Origin of the sequence: Streptomyces sp. RFCAC02, from assembly GCF_004193175.1 — a bacterium.
In the GTDB taxonomy this organism is placed as follows: Bacteria; Actinomycetota; Actinomycetes; order Streptomycetales; family Streptomycetaceae; genus Streptomyces.
In genome coordinates, this window is the sequence record NZ_SAUH01000001.1 from 5,661,759 (window position 1) to 5,675,266 (window position 13,508).

Consider the following 13,508-nt stretch of genomic DNA (forward strand, 5'->3'; position numbering starts at 1 on the left):
ACCGGAACATGACCCGGCGACAGCAGGACGGGTCAGTTGCCGAGGGCCAGGTCGTACGCGATCTGCGGTGAGAACGTCCCCGCGTCGGCGGCGCAGCCGTCCGCCTCGCCGGGCGGTTTCACCCACAGGTAGGCGCCGATGTCCGGGTCGCCGGTGTCGGTCGTGGGCGCGTGCCCGACGCGGCGCCCCGGCGGGTCGCACCACTCTTCGCCCACCGGGCCGTTGCCGTTGCGGCTGGTGTCGATGACGGCGTGCAGACCGCCGCCGAGCGCGTCGAGGACGGCCTTGGCGTACGCCGTCTCCTGGTCGGTGGCGCGGAAGTTCGCCACGTTGGTGAAGATGCCGTCGGCGCCGTCCAGCGCGCCGGCGGCCTCCAGACGGTCGGCCATCTCGGCCGGGTCGTGCCACTGGGAGTGACCCGCGTCGAGGTACACGCGGGCCTGCGGAGCGGCGTCGTGCAGGGTGTCGACGGCCCGCGCCAGGGAGGCTCGGCGCGCGTCGCGGTCGACGCCTGACAGGCAGTCGTCGAGGGCGAGCGAGTCCGGTTCGAGGATGACGATGGCGGGACCGGCGCCGATACCGGCGGCGAAACGATCCATCCACGCGTCGTAGGCGTCGGTGCCCGGCGCGCCGCCGGACGAGGCGCCGCCGCAGTCGCGGTTCGGCAGCATGTAGCTGACCAGGACGGGCACCGTGCCGGACGCCTCGGCGGCCGAGGTGATGGCGCGCACGTCGCCGGTGATGGACGACGGGTCGTACTGGGTGAACCACACGCCCTGCGGACGGTTCGCGATGCTGTCGGCGATCACGTCGCGGCGGCCGTCGTCCGGGTGGTCGTCGAGCCACCGGCGCACCTGTGCGTCGGGGTTCACGAACAGCGCGGCCCGCACCGGGGCGGCGGCACCGTCCCCGCCGCCCGCGCCCTCGTCCTGCGCGCCGGCCGCATCGCCGTCGCCGCCCGCGTCGTCCCGGTCCCCGCCCGCCGTCTCCTCCTCCGTCGTGGGGGAGGCGGGCACGAGCGCGGCCTCCGGGGACGGCGCGAGGAGCGACGCCTGGGCCGACGGCGCGGTCAGGGCCTCCTCCGCCTCGGCGGCGGACGGCGCCCCGGCGGCGGCCCCCGGCCGGTCGTCGCCGCCGGACCGGGTGACGAGCACCGCCGTCACACCGCCAGCCGCCAGCAGGCCGGCCAGACCGGCCGCGGCCAGCGCCTTCCCCCGGGGCGTCCGGGGCACGCGGAAATCGGGAGCTCTCCGGGACAGCACGGCGGCATTCCTCTCGCCCGGCCCGCACGCGCGTACGAGCCCCCTGCGGAACGTGGCGCCGATCATTCCGCGCGCCCACCCGGCCGTCAATCCCGGCCCGGCCGCCGCCGAGGCGGTGCGCGTACCGGTGGGAAAGGCGCGCCCGTCGGGCGGGGCGAGGCCGCCACCGGCCGCCGAGGCACTACGTTGACCCCCGTCCTCGTCCCCGGTACGCCGCTGCTCCCCACCCTCCCGGAGGCTCCCCCTTGTCCGCTCCCGACCACGCGCGTCTCCTCCGCCGCAGCCTCGCCGTCATCACCGGCCACCAGGACACGGGCGGCGCCTACCCGGCGTGCCCCGCGTACCCGGTGTACCGCTACGCGTGGTTCCGCGACGGCTCCTTCATCGCCGACGCCGCGTCCCGTGCGGGCGCCGCGGACTCCGCGACCGCGTTCCACGACTGGTGTGCGCGGGTCGTCACCGACCGGGCCGACCGGATCGGCCGCGTCACCGCGGCGCTCGGGCGCGGTGAGATGCCGGACGAGGCCGAGTTCCTGCCGACGCGCTACGAACTGGACGGGGGAGACACCGGCGACTCCGGCTGGGCCGACTTCCAGACCGACGGCTACGGCACCTGGCTGTGGGCACTGTCGGGCCACCTCGGCCGGCACCGCGTCGACCCCGCGCCGTACCGCGAGGCCGCCGCCCTGGTCGTGGACTACATCGCCGCCACGTGGAACATCCCCTGCTACGACTGGTGGGAGGAGACGCAGGAGGAGCGCCACGGCGCGACGCTCGGCGCCCTGTACGGCGGTATGGCGGCCGCGGCCCGCGCCGGACTCGCCGACCCGGCCACCGCCGCGCGCGTCACCGGCGGCATCGAACGTCTCGTCGCCGAGCGCGGCATCCCGGGCGGGCACCTCACGCGCTCCCTCGGCAGCGGCGCCGTGGACGCGAGCCTCCTCGCCTGCATGGCGCCGTTCTCGTTCGTCGATCCGACGGACCCGGTCGGCGCCGCCACGCTCGCGGCGGTCGAACGCGACCTGGTGGAGCCGGAGGGCGGCGTCCACCGGCACCTGGCGGACGTGTTCTACGGCGGCGGGCAGTGGCCCGTCCTCGCCGGGTTCCTCGGTTCGGTCCACGTCCGCGCGGGACGGACGGCGGACGCGCGCCGCGAACTCGACTGGATCGCCGCACAGGCCGACGACGACGGCCTCCTGCCCGAACAGGCCCCCGGCGTACGGCTCCTGCACCCCGAGCACCTGGAGCATTGGGAGACGAAGTGGGGGCCGGTGGCGAAACCCCTGCTGTGGTCCCACGCGATGTACCTGACCCTCGCCGACGATCTGGGCATACTCCCGTGACGAACCCGCGCTGTCCGGGAGCCTTCCGGTTCCGGCCCGTTCAGCGGCCGATGCCGTCCAGTTCGGTCAGATCCTCGTCCGAGAGGGGGAGCCCCGCGCCGGCGATGTTCTCGCGCAGGTGCGCCGTCGATGACGTGCCCGGGATGAGCAGGATGTTCGGTGACCGCTGCAACAGCCAGGCCAGTGCGACGGACATCGGCGTCGCTCCCGAGCGAGCGGCGACCGCCGTGAGCGCCGAGGACTGAAGCGGGGTGAAGCCGCCGAGGGGGAAGAAGGGCACGTACGCGATCCCGTCGCCGGCGAGCCGGTCGATGAGTTCGTCGTCATGGCGGTGGGCGAGGTTGTACATGTTCTGCACGCACACGACCGGTGCGATGCTCCGCGCCTCGGCGACCTGATCCTCAGTGGCGTTGCTGACTCCGAGGTGGCGGATCAGGCCCTGCCGCCGCAGTTCGGCGAGCGTGCCGAACGCCTCGGCGAGCGAGTCGGGCCGGCGGCCCTCGGCGTCGCCGAGCCGGAGGTTGACCAGGTCGAGAGCGTCGAGCCGCAACGATGTGAGGTTGTCGTGGACCTGGCGCCGCAGATCCTCGGGCCGCCGGGCCGGTGGCCAGCCGCCCTGTGCGTCGCGGACCGCGCCCACCTTGGTGACGATGCGCAGCGACTCGGGATACGGGTGCAGAGCCTCGCGGATCAACTCGTTGGTGATGCGCGGCCCGTAGGCGTCACTGGTGTCGATGTGGGTGATACCGAGGCCGACGGCCTCACGCAGCACGGCCAGGGCGCCCTTGCGATCGGCGGGCGGCCCCATGACCCACGGGCCGGCCAGTTGCATGGCGCCGTAGCCGAACCGGGTGACGGTCATGTCCCCCAGAGCCCAGGTGCCGCCCGGAAGGGAGTGGGAAGGTGTGCTCATCGTGTTGCCTTTCGTCGTGCACGGGGTGGCGCCTGCCGCCTTTGTGCATCAGCATGGGAGAGCAACTTCCTGTCGGGAAGTAGGCACTCAGGAGTGCGTAACCCACCCATCGGTGAGAGGTGTGATCGGTGACGACGTCCACGGCGGCCCAGAAGAGGGCTCGGGCGAAAGCGGAGTACAACGCGTTCCTGGCGGGGTGCCCCAGCCGGCAGTTGCTCGACCGGATCTCCGACAAGTGGGTCGTCCTGATCCTGTGTGCGCTGGGCGGCGACAACCGCCCCGGCCGGTCCGGCGCAGCCCACGACGATGCGCCGAAGGCGATGCGCTACTCCGAGATCTCCCGGCTCCTGGCCGGGGTCAGCCAGAAGATGCTGACCCAGACGCTGCGGTCGCTGGAGCGCGATGGTCTGCTCACCCGTACGGTGACACCGACTGTTCCCGTCACCGTCTCCTACGAGCTGACCGATCTCGGTCTCTCGCTGCACCACATGACGCGCGGACTCAGGGAATGGGCGCAGACGCACATGGCCGAGGTTCTCGAGAACCGTGAGAACCACGACGCCCGCACCTCCTGACCCTCGCCGACGATCTGGGCGTACTCCCGTGACCCGCTGCCGCCCGGACCGGGACCTGTCCGGTCCGGGGCGGCAGTACTTATACGGGTCGTTGAGCGCGGAGCAGTTCGTGCGCCTCCGCCCGGGACCGGACGCGCACGCCCCAGGTCACCAACTGGGCGCGCATCCAGTGGGCGTCCACCTCCCAGTCACGGCAGATCCGGTTGAGGCTGGTGCCGTTCCGGTAGGCGGTGACGATCTCGGCCGCGTGCCGGACGACGTCGGCACGCCGCGCGTCCCGCAGGTCTCGCGCCATTCGGGGTGTGGTCACCGCTCGAACTCCGCCATCAGCGCGTCGACTTCCCGGTGCAGGCAGATCATGGCCCAGGAACACGGAGCCGGGTGCGCCTCGAACAGGGTGCAGTAGTGTTCCTCGGCTCCTTCCTGCCCGTTGCCGGTGTCGCAGTCGGCCAGGACGTGGAACCGGACGGTCGGGTCGCGGTCGGACCAGACGGCCCAGACGGCTTCGGGGAGCGCGTCGGGGCGGTCGGCCGCGTAGGCGAAGTGGGGCTGGAACGGCGGGTGTTCTGCCAGTTCGCACCGCACGAGCGTGGTCTCGACGCGCAACCGGACGGTGAGGAACGAGGGCGGGACGAACGCACGCCGCCCGCACACGAAGACAGGGTTCATGGCACTCAGGGGTGGACGAGGACGGACAGGAGCACACCGAGCGCGACGCCGACGAGTCCGCACAGGACCGGGACGGCGGCCCTGCTCGCGGCGGACCACAGCACACCGGCCACCGACGGGCGACGGCGCGCGTGACGGCCATCAGGCACGGCGGGACGCGGGACGTGTCACGGACGACCGCGCCGGCTGCGGGCACCGGCCTCCGCGCCACCGATAGGCCGTACGGCCTCCACCCGCGCGTCCCACTCCAGCCCGCCGCTCAACGGCCGCAGGTAGACGAACCCGTTGATGAGGTCCATGACACGCCCGACACGCGCCGTCGCGGAGTCCCGCACCACACCCCCGATCACCACACCCGTCGTGAACTCCACACCCGTCACCGCATCCACCGTTCGGGTGGACACCGACTCCTCGGTCGTACTCTGGTCCATGGCTGCCTGCTTCCTCTTCCACTGGTAGGGCGGTCCACACCCCCGGGCCGGTGGCTCGGTCGCGGGGGCTCGACTCCTTTGCGGGACCGGTATATCGGGTATCCAGTGCGGTAGTGACGGCTTCAGCGCTCGCAGTGAAAGCCACATGATCGACTTCTCCGCGCTCCGGACAGACAAAGGGGAGATCAGCGCATTGCAAGAGGTGCCAGAACGGGACGACTTCAGTGAACCCCCACAGCGGCCGACGGCGGTGGAACGCCTCGGCGCCAACGTGCGGCGGGTGCGAGTGGGTCGGCGGATGACGCAGAAGGGGCTGTCCAGCGCCACCGGATACTCCGAGAGCTACATCAGCCAGGTGGAGTCAGGACAGTTGGTCCCGAGCCTGAAATTCGTACAGGGCTGCGACACGGCCTTCGAGACGCACGGGCTGTTCGCCGACCTGCTCAAGCAGTTGGAGGAGGGCGACGCCCCCTCGTGGTTCCTGCCCTACCTGCAACTGGAACGCCGCGCGTCACGGATACTGGACTACTCGCCCAACTTGATCATGGGCGTGCTCCAGACTGAGGCGTACGCCCGAGCGGTGTTCGAGGCGGCGCACCCACGGGAAGAGCCCCAAGTGATCGACGGCAAGGTCGAAGCCAGACTTCGCCGACGTGTGGTGTTTCAACGGGCGAAGCCACCAGAGCTGTGGGTCATCCTTCACGAAGGGTGCCTTCGCACTGTGGTTGGGGGGCCGACCGTGATGGCCGAGCAGTTGGCCTATCTGTTGGAAGCGTCGATCTCCCCGTGGATCGATTTGCAGGTGCTGCCCTTCTCGGCTGGAGTCGTCGCTGAGCACCTGATGCCATACACACTGCTCGCGCTGAGTGACCGACCTGCAGTGATGTATTCGGACGGGCCGCGCGGTGGCCGGGTCTACGACTCTGCTGAGACGGTTGCATGGAGTTTCGATAACTATGATCGTCTGCGGGCCAACGCCTTGTCTCTGAACCGGTCGCGGTCCCTGATCGAATCCCTGTTGAAGGAGCTGCACGATGCACGCTGACTTGCAGATTGGTGACGCCGAGTGGATCAAGTCGTCCTACAGCCAGGGGGACGGCGGTCAGTGCGTTGAGTTCAGCCGTTCGTTCGCCGAGTTGGGTGCGGTGCCTGTTCGGGACAGCAAGGACCCGGGCGGCTCGGCCCTCACGTTCTCTGCCGGTGGGTGGCAGGGCTTCGTCCGCGCGGTGAAGCGCGGCGAGGTGCGAGCCTGATCGGCTCCTCCAACCACAGCGGCCTCGTCGCTCATCCTTACGGAGGAGCGGTGGGGCCGTGAGCCGCACGACGACTGAGCAAGCCTCTGCCGCTTCTGGCGGGGGAGAAGCCGCCAACCCATCGGGACTACTCGAAGGAGTCACGGAATGCGCGTTCACCTCAATCTTGCTGGCGCCGAGTGGATCAAGTCGTCCTACAGCGAGGCCACTGGAGGGCAGTGCGTTGAGTTCAGCCGTTCGTTCGCCGAGTTGGGGGCGGTGCCCGTGCGGGACAGCAAGGTCCCGCACGGCTCCGCCCTCATCTTCTCTACCGGTGGGTGGCAGGGCTTCATCCGCGCGGTGAAGCACAGTGACGTGCGAGCCTGACCGGCTCCTCTGACCACAGCGGCCCCGCCCGCCTTCCTCACGGAGGAGCGGCGGGGCCGCGGAGCCGGGTGGCGACATGAGAGGGCTGCGCATGTCGGAGATCACCGAGTCGAAGAGCCGCCTGCGGAACCGCGTGTGGGATGTGCTGGAGCGTGAGCGGATCGCGCCCCATGGCGGGCGGGGACGTATCCCGGCGTTCGTCGGGGCGGAACTCGCTGCTGATCGTCTTGCCGAGCTGCCTGCGTGGCGGGCCGCCTCTGTCATCAAGGCCGTGCCGGATCGCGCGCAACAGCCCGTACGCGCGAGGGCTCTCCGCGAGCGCAAGATCGTGTGCATGGCCGCCCCCCGGCTTGCTGCTCCCCAGCCGTTCTGCCTCCTGGACCCGGAACGTCTGGCCGGGGAACCCGCCGCGATCGCGGAGCGGCATGCGGCCGTCGAAGCGGGGCGTCCGGTCTCGACAGCGGAGATGCAGCCCGTGGACATGGTGGTCTGCGGCAGTGTCGCCGTCGGGTACACGGGTGCCCGGCTCGGGAAGGGCGCTGGTTACACCGATATCGAGGCGGCGCTTCTGCAGGAGGCGGGGCTGATCGGTGAACAGACGCTCATGGTCACGACAGTCCATGACGCACAGGTCCTCGACCAGGAGATTCCCGAGGGGGAACACGACTTCCGTGTCGATGTAATCGTCACTCCGACCCGTACGATCCACGCCACCGCACCCCGCAGATCCAGGGGAATCCTCTGGCACCTCCTGAGTGAGGAGGCGATCATGTCCATCCCCGCTCTGGGGAACCGGCAGGACAGGCCACGGCACGGCGCTCGCTGAACCTGCCGGGTTCCGCTCAGGGGACCAGAGGGCCTGCCAGGATCTTCCGTGCCGTCCGCTCGTCGCCGGTCCAGGTGAGTGCCGGGCCGGTGGCGGGGAGGCGGCCCCAGAGTGTCAGCAGCAGGTCCGCCGCCGTTCCGGCCACTGTCGCGACGGGCTCACCGGGGCCGTACGTCCAGGTCGTCCCCGTGTCGGTGGCGATCACGTGCAGCGCGTGCGCGGGCGGTGTGGCCCGGCCCCGGGTGATCTGGCGGGGGGCCATCATGGCGAACACCTCGGACACGCCGTCGTCGGCGAGGTCCGTGTCCGGCGGGGTGGGTGTGCCGACGGCGTTCTCGGCGTCCCAGCGGTGCACCACGGTCTCCAGTGCCCGCCGCCGCTGCCAGAAGCCACGCGTCGCGGGCGGGAAGAACGTCCACGCCGGGGTGGCGGGGTCGCCGTCCAGCGCGTCGAGCAGGACGGCGCAGGCGTCGCCGAACCAGGCGTCCAGCTCCGCCGGGTCGCGGGGGGCGTCCGGCGGCCGGTGGTCGCCGTGCCCTTCGGTGACGGCGCGGGCGGCCCAGTGATTGCCCGAACCGAGGTGGTTGGCGAGGTCGTAGAGGGTCCAGTCGCCGCAGTGGGCCACCGGGGCCGAGAGATCGCCGGCGAGCGTGGCCCGGAACGCGTCGAGTTCCCGGCGGAGATGCGTGAGATAGGCGTTGTGATCCACGGGCAGCACGCTACGTCGCCCGTCCGGGGGACGACAGGTCGTTTTCCCGCGCGAGGGGACGCACCGATGTATTCGTTGGCGGGCGCGGAGTCCGGCTGTCACGCTTCGGCGGTATGAGTCATGAATCCCCCGGCCTGCCCGGTACTTCCTGGCTGGGCGCCCCGATCGACGCCCGTCCGTTGTTCGGCCCGGAACTGGCGACCCTTGTCGCGACCCTGCGCGACCTGCGTCCGGCCGACTGGCGCAGGAAGGCGGTCCCGCGGTGGACCGTGCACGATGTCGCCGCCCACATCCTCGGGGACTGTCTCGCACGCCTCGACGACACCCCCGGCGGCCTGCGGGGCGGCCCGCGCCCCGGGGAGACACTTGAGGCGTTCATCCACCGCACCAACCAGGAGTGGGTCGATCTCCACGCCGGCGACGAACCCGCCGCGCTCATCGGGGAACTGGAGGCGGCGGGGACCCGGCTCGCCGGACGGTTCGCCACCGCCGACCCCGAGGCGCCCGCCATGGGCGTCTCGTGGGCGGGGGCCGATCCGGCGCCGGCGTGGCTGGACATCGCCCGGGAGTTCACCGAGTACTGGACGCACCGGCAGCAGATCCGTCATGCCGTCGGGCACGGCACCGACCCGGAGCCGGGCGCCCTGTCCGTGGTCCTCGACACCTCCATGCGGGCGCTGCCGCACACCCTGCGGCACACGGCGGCACCCGCCGGGACCCGCGTCGAGGTGATCGCCGAGGGTGCGGGCGGCGGCCGGTGGACCGCAACCGCCACCCCGGACCGCTGGTCCCTGGCCGAACCGCCCGGCGGAGCGCCGGACGCCTCGGTGGTCGTGGACACGGAGACGCTCTGGCTGCTGTGCACACGAGGCATCGAGCCCGCCACCGCGCTGGGCCGGGCCGAGGTCCGGGGCGAACGCAGGCTCGCCGAAGCGGCCTGCGGGATCATATCCATCGTCCGCTGACGCCGCTCGCCGGGCCGACGTCAGGCGAGCACGGCGAGGAGCCGTTCCGCGAACTCCGCCGGACGTTCCACCGCCCCCAGGTGCCCGCCGGGGAACTCGGCGAGCGGCGTCCCGAGCAACTCGGCGAGCCGGGCGGCCGGCCCGTACAGCGGTTCGATGCCGCGCGACTCGGCACCGGCCGCCGGCACGAGCTTCCCCGCCGCCGCCCGCAGCGCCGCCGCGTCCGGGACGGTCGAGGAGAACGGGACCAGCATGTGGCCGAGGAAGACAGGCATGTTGGCGTGCATGCGGGGCGCCATCTCCACGATCGCGGGCGGGAGTTCGCCGGAGCGCTCCGCCTGTTCCGCCGTGCCGCCCAGCCCTTCGGCGAACCGCGCCGACGCGGCGGCGACCCCCTCGGCCCGGAAGACGTCCCGCACATCGGCGAACAGCGCCCGGTGGGGCGCCGGATCCGGCAGGAGGCCGAGCAGCGGCGGCTCGTGGGCGACGACCCGCCGCAGCCGGTCCGCATGGCGGGCCAGCAGATCGACGGCGACGATCGCGCCCGAACTGCACCCCAGCACCGACGCGTCACCGTCCGGCGCGAGCGCGTCCAGCAGCCTGCGGGCGTCGTCGCTCCACTCGGACACCCGCTGGTCGGCGAGGGGTCCGTCGAGGGGACTGCGCGACAGGCCGCGCGGATCGTACGAGATGACGGTGTACCGCTCGGCGAGCCGTGGCGCCATGCCCGCGTACAGGCCCGCGTCGGCGGCGCCGCCGGGTATCAGCAGGAGGGCCGGGCCGCTGCCGCGCACCTCGTAGCGGAGGGTGGCGCCGGGCACCGCGAGCGTGCCGGTACGGGGGTGGCGGCCGTGGTCATGACGTGCTCCGTTCAGACGTGGACGGCCAGTTCCGCAGGGCACCGTGCAGCGCGGCGAGGGCCTGCGACCAGGACTCCTCCACGGCACGTGGGTGGGCGAAACCGCCGCCGAGTTCGAGATGGATGAAGCCGTGGAAGGTGGCGCGCAGCAGCCGGGCGGCGTCGGTCGTGTCCGGCTCGGTCAGGCCGTAGGCGCGCAGCATGCCGTAGGTCAGCTCGACGTTGCGGCGCAGGACCGGCGAATCCCCCAGCTCCCCGGGGTCCATCCGCATCTGGGTGGCGGCGTAGCGGCCGGGGTGGTCGAGGGCGTAGCGGCGGTAGGCGCCGGCGAACGCGACGAGCGCCTCCTCGCCGGCCCGGCCCGCGATGGCGTCGGCGATGCGGTCGTTCATCTCGGCACCGCCGAGCAGGGCGATCCGTACGCGGATGTCGCGGAGGTTCCGGACGTGCGCGTACAGGCTCGCGTCCTTCACGCCGAAGTGCCGCGCGAGGGCCGAGACGGTGACCCGGTCGAGCCCCGCCTCGTCCGCCAGCCGCGCCGCGGCCTCCGTGATCCGGGCCGCGCTCAGACCGGCACGGGCCATGCGTCACCTCCACGGCTCCCGGGCTCCAGGGTTTCCGAAGCCAGCAAGGCAGTAACCTAGGCCCCCTAGGAAAGCCTGCGCAACCGTTTATCTCCGAGCCGGACGCACCGCGCTGCCGGTCCCGGCCGTTCCGCCCGGTTGAGGCCCATCCCCACGACGCGATGACGCCCGCGGATTCGGATGCCCCACCGTGAGTTCGAGACGAACCCACCGATCGATCTCCCGGAGCACACCATCCGACCCTCGAATCCCCACCGAGGGTCGATACTGGCGGACTCGCCTATTCAACTGTCGCCAGTTCGCCGAGGAGTCCAACCGGCTGGTGACCTTGTGTGGTCACCAGCGGCGTGCGGCTCCAGGCCGTCTCTTTCATCGACCACGGCCAGGGGCCTTGAGTCCGCTGATAGATTCCTGCGGTGAGCGAGCAACTGCCCAGCGGCGGCATGGAGCTGTCACCCGACCAGATCGAAGCCCTCCACGCCAGGTGGTCTTCCTGCTGGACCCCGAGTGAGGTCGCGCAGCAGTTGGCCGGGATCGGCACGCCCTGGTACGTGGCCGCGGGCTGGGCGCTGGACCTGTTCCGCGGCAGGCAGACGCGCGCTCATGGGGACATCGAGATCGCGATTCCGACCGCGGGCTTCCCCGAGGTCCACCACCGATTCCCCGGATATGTCTTCGACGCGGCAGGCAGTGGCCGGATCTGGGAGGACGCCACACCGGAGGTGCTCGCCGCCGTACATCAGACTTGGCTCCGCGATCCGGCCACCGGCAACTACCTGCTCGACGTGTTCCGCGAACCGCACGACGGCGACACCTGGATCTGCCGACGCGATGAGAGGATCCGGCTTCCCTACAGCGACATCATCCATCACACCCAAGACGGCATCCCGTATCTGGCGCCCGAACTGGTCCTGCTGTTCAAGGCCGAGCATGCCCGCCGAAAAGATCAATCCGACTTCGACGCGACCGTCCCACACATGTCCCCGGCTCAGCGCGAGATCCTGGCCGAACTACTCGACCGCGTACACCCGGGGCATCCCTGGATTGCGGTTCTGTAGCCGGCTACTGGTGCGCTCGCGTGTTCCACCGTCGCCGGCTCCCCGAGGAAGCCAGCCTGTTGATGACCTTGCGTGATCTCCAGGACGTCCGGGGGCCAGTCGAACACGGTCAGCACCCCGCGGCGCTCGGGCGGCGAGCCCTTCTTGGCCTTGCCGAACCGAACCTGGCACCGGCCGTACTCGCCGGACTCGCCTCCGTGCGGGTTGCGGCCGAAGTCGGCGGCGTCCAGCGTTCGCGTCTCGTTGCGCCGCAGGCCGTAGGCGTACGCGGTCTTGAACAGGGTCGCGTCACGGAAGGCGGGCAGCCATCCCTTGCGGCCGAAGGCCCGGGTGAATGTGCGGTGCCGCCGAGACCCGAGCGTATCCGCGTCCGCGTCCACCCCGGCCCGATGCGGGCCTTGCTATGATCCACCGGTCGGCCTTCGGTGCCCCAACTCGAGTGCGCGCGAAGGCTTTTTTCATGCCTTCTGACACACCTGCCTCCGGCAAACCTCCCACCACCTACCGTGACCTGCTCCGCAACCGTGAATTCGTCGGCCTGTACGCCAGCTTCACACTGACGGTCGCCGCGAGCACCTTGTCGGGCTTCTCGCTCGGCACGCTGGTCAACCAGCAGACCAAGTCCCCGTTCCTGACCGCTGTGAGCATGTACGGCGCCACCTTCGCGACGGTGCTCGGTGCGCTGACGCTGATGTCGGTCGCGGACGGAAGCCGTCCTCGCCGGACCCTCGTCGGGCTTCAGTGCGTCTCGCTCGTAGGTGTTGCCGCACAGGCGGTTCCAGGGCTGCCGCTCGCCGCCCGGTTCGGTCTGCTCCTTGTGCTGGGGTTCTTCCAGTCCCTGGGAACGGGCGCACGGATGGGGCTGCTCGCCGAGGTGGTGCCGACATCCGCCTATGCACTGGCACGTTCGCTGACGAACATCACCTCGGGAGGCATGGCCATCCTCGGCTACGCCACCGGCGCCGTGATGTCGCGGTACCTGAGCCCGCAGGAGGTATTCGGCGTCGCGACAGCCCTGACCGGCGGTGGGTTGATCATTGTGGCGGTGACGGTCCGGGAACGTTCGATCCGCCTGACCCGTCGCCCAGGACTGCGCCAGACCTGGACGACCAACATCGAGCTTTTCTCCCACTCCGGCCAGCGCGCGCTGCTGCTGAACCTGTGGGTCCCCAATGGCCTGATCGTCGGCTGCGAGGCCCTGTTCATCTCCTACGCCCCCCACCACGCCGGCGTCTTCCTCGCCGCCGGATCGGCAGGCATGCTCCTCGGTGACCTTGCGGTCGGGCGGCTGTTCACCGCCGACCAGCGACGCCGCTGCGCATTCGCCCTGCGACTGCTGCTCGCCGCGCCCTACCTGCTGTTCGCCGTCCACCCGCCCGTGCTGGTCGCGACAGCCGCGGTGTTCATCGCCAGTGCCGGCTTCGCTGCCACGCTGCCGCTCCAGGAGCAGCTTCTGGAGCTGACCCCTGACCCGGTCCGTGGCCAGGTCCAGGGAGTCGAGTCTGCCGGCCGGATGACCTGGCAAGGCATCGGAGCTGCGATCGCCGGCGGCATCGCCCAGCACTTCACCGCCGGCACGGCCATCACCTTGGTGGCTGCCGTCTCCATCGCCATCACCGTCTTCTCCCGGCCCTTCGTGGTCCGCGCCCGAGCCGTCCGCGTTCAGGCGGCCAACGCATAGAGACCCCCGCGGCG

General features: G+C 71.2%; 19 protein-coding genes. 9 read left to right on the plus strand and 10 right to left on the minus strand.

The genetic code is table 11. The features are described 5' to 3' along the window. Positions 1 to 32: 32 nt before the first annotated feature. Positions 33 to 1,232, minus strand: coding sequence for a glycoside hydrolase family 6 protein (locus tag EMA09_RS26075; RefSeq protein ID WP_240796576.1), 1,200 nt, complete (start codon positions 1,230 to 1,232; stop codon positions 33 to 35). 275 nt (positions 1,233 to 1,507) lie between these two features. Here EMA09_RS26075 and EMA09_RS26080 point away from each other — a divergent pair, with 275 nt between their 5' ends. Next, positions 1,508 to 2,605, plus strand: coding sequence for a glycoside hydrolase family 15 protein (locus EMA09_RS26080; RefSeq protein ID WP_129843408.1), 1,098 nt, complete (start codon positions 1,508 to 1,510; stop codon positions 2,603 to 2,605). 40 nt (positions 2,606 to 2,645) lie between these two features. On the opposite strand, the gene EMA09_RS26085 is transcribed toward EMA09_RS26080, so the two are convergent. Then, positions 2,646 to 3,518: an aldo/keto reductase family oxidoreductase gene (locus EMA09_RS26085; protein WP_129843409.1), complete on the minus strand. Its 873-nt coding sequence runs from the start codon at positions 3,516 to 3,518 to the stop codon at positions 2,646 to 2,648. Between the two features lie 128 nt (positions 3,519 to 3,646). Between EMA09_RS26085 and EMA09_RS26090 the strand changes: the two genes are divergently transcribed. Further along, entirely contained in the window at positions 3,647 to 4,093 is a 447-nt protein-coding gene (locus EMA09_RS26090; protein ID WP_129843410.1) for a helix-turn-helix domain-containing protein, read from the plus strand. A 79-nt stretch (positions 4,094 to 4,172) separates the two neighbouring features. Here EMA09_RS26090 and EMA09_RS26095 read toward each other — a convergent pair whose 3' ends face one another. From EMA09_RS26095 to EMA09_RS26105, 4 genes are read right to left on the minus strand one after another with little or no spacing between them, the layout of a single operon-like run. Further along, a complete protein-coding gene (locus EMA09_RS26095) occupies positions 4,173 to 4,403 on the minus strand; it encodes a hypothetical protein (RefSeq protein ID WP_129843411.1) in 231 nt (76 codons plus the stop codon). Then, the gene (locus EMA09_RS26100; RefSeq protein WP_129843412.1) at positions 4,400 to 4,762 is read right to left on the minus strand and encodes a hypothetical protein; all 363 of its coding nucleotides are present in this window, start codon (positions 4,760 to 4,762) and stop codon (positions 4,400 to 4,402) included. The genes EMA09_RS26095 and EMA09_RS26100 overlap by 4 nt, the downstream gene beginning before the upstream one ends. Positions 4,763 to 4,767: 5 nt before the next feature. After that, positions 4,768 to 4,911 (minus strand): hypothetical protein, encoded by a 144-nt coding sequence (locus tag EMA09_RS28545; protein WP_168220808.1) that lies wholly within the window; start codon positions 4,909 to 4,911, stop codon positions 4,768 to 4,770. An 18-nt stretch (positions 4,912 to 4,929) separates the two neighbouring features. Continuing rightward, positions 4,930 to 5,193, minus strand: coding sequence for a hypothetical protein (locus tag EMA09_RS26105; protein WP_240796577.1), 264 nt, complete (start codon positions 5,191 to 5,193; stop codon positions 4,930 to 4,932). Positions 5,194 to 5,338: 145 nt separating this feature from the next. On the opposite strand from EMA09_RS26105, the gene EMA09_RS26110 reads away from it, so the two are divergent. The 4 genes from EMA09_RS26110 (at position 5,339) to EMA09_RS26125 (ending at position 7,638) form a co-directional block, all read left to right on the plus strand. Further along, on the plus strand, positions 5,339 to 6,238 hold the full coding sequence (locus EMA09_RS26110; RefSeq protein WP_129843413.1) for a helix-turn-helix transcriptional regulator: 900 nt from the start codon (positions 5,339 to 5,341) through the stop codon (positions 6,236 to 6,238). Then, entirely contained in the window at positions 6,228 to 6,446 is a 219-nt protein-coding gene (locus tag EMA09_RS26115) for a DUF397 domain-containing protein (RefSeq protein ID WP_129843414.1), read from the plus strand. Before EMA09_RS26110 ends, EMA09_RS26115 begins: the two co-directional genes overlap by 11 nt. A 147-nt stretch (positions 6,447 to 6,593) precedes the next feature. Beyond that, complete coding sequence (locus EMA09_RS26120; RefSeq protein WP_129843415.1) at positions 6,594 to 6,812, plus strand: DUF397 domain-containing protein; 219 nt, start codon at positions 6,594 to 6,596, stop codon at positions 6,810 to 6,812. Between the two features lie 91 nt (positions 6,813 to 6,903). Continuing rightward, complete coding sequence (locus tag EMA09_RS26125) at positions 6,904 to 7,638, plus strand: 5-formyltetrahydrofolate cyclo-ligase (RefSeq protein WP_129843416.1); 735 nt, start codon at positions 6,904 to 6,906, stop codon at positions 7,636 to 7,638. A gap of 16 nt (positions 7,639 to 7,654) precedes the next feature. Here EMA09_RS26125 and EMA09_RS26130 read toward each other — a convergent pair whose 3' ends face one another. Then, complete coding sequence (locus EMA09_RS26130) at positions 7,655 to 8,347, minus strand: maleylpyruvate isomerase family mycothiol-dependent enzyme (RefSeq protein ID WP_129843417.1); 693 nt, start codon at positions 8,345 to 8,347, stop codon at positions 7,655 to 7,657. A 113-nt stretch (positions 8,348 to 8,460) separates the two neighbouring features. Between EMA09_RS26130 and EMA09_RS26135 the strand changes: the two genes are divergently transcribed. Beyond that, on the plus strand, positions 8,461 to 9,312 hold the full coding sequence (locus EMA09_RS26135; protein ID WP_129843418.1) for a maleylpyruvate isomerase family mycothiol-dependent enzyme: 852 nt from the start codon (positions 8,461 to 8,463) through the stop codon (positions 9,310 to 9,312). A gap of 20 nt (positions 9,313 to 9,332) precedes the next feature. Here EMA09_RS26135 and EMA09_RS26140 read toward each other — a convergent pair whose 3' ends face one another. After that, entirely contained in the window at positions 9,333 to 10,133 is an 801-nt protein-coding gene (locus EMA09_RS26140) for an alpha/beta hydrolase (protein ID WP_240796578.1), read from the minus strand. 34 nt (positions 10,134 to 10,167) lie between these two features. Beyond that, entirely contained in the window at positions 10,168 to 10,755 is a 588-nt protein-coding gene (locus EMA09_RS26145; RefSeq protein ID WP_129843419.1) for a TetR/AcrR family transcriptional regulator, read from the minus strand. A 416-nt stretch (positions 10,756 to 11,171) separates the two neighbouring features. Between EMA09_RS26145 and EMA09_RS26150 the strand changes: the two genes are divergently transcribed. Continuing rightward, complete coding sequence (locus EMA09_RS26150) at positions 11,172 to 11,813, plus strand: hypothetical protein (RefSeq protein WP_129843420.1); 642 nt, start codon at positions 11,172 to 11,174, stop codon at positions 11,811 to 11,813. Here the strand turns inward: EMA09_RS26150 and EMA09_RS29160 are convergent. Further along, entirely contained in the window at positions 11,744 to 12,193 is a 450-nt protein-coding gene (locus EMA09_RS29160; RefSeq protein WP_240796579.1) for a hypothetical protein, read from the minus strand. The two genes, EMA09_RS26150 and EMA09_RS29160, sit on opposite strands and share 70 nt — an antisense overlap. 80 nt (positions 12,194 to 12,273) lie before the next feature. Between EMA09_RS29160 and EMA09_RS26160 the strand changes: the two genes are divergently transcribed. After that, a complete protein-coding gene (locus EMA09_RS26160) occupies positions 12,274 to 13,494 on the plus strand; it encodes an MFS transporter (protein ID WP_129843421.1) in 1,221 nt (406 codons plus the stop codon). The last annotated feature ends 14 nt before the right edge of the window (positions 13,495 to 13,508 follow it).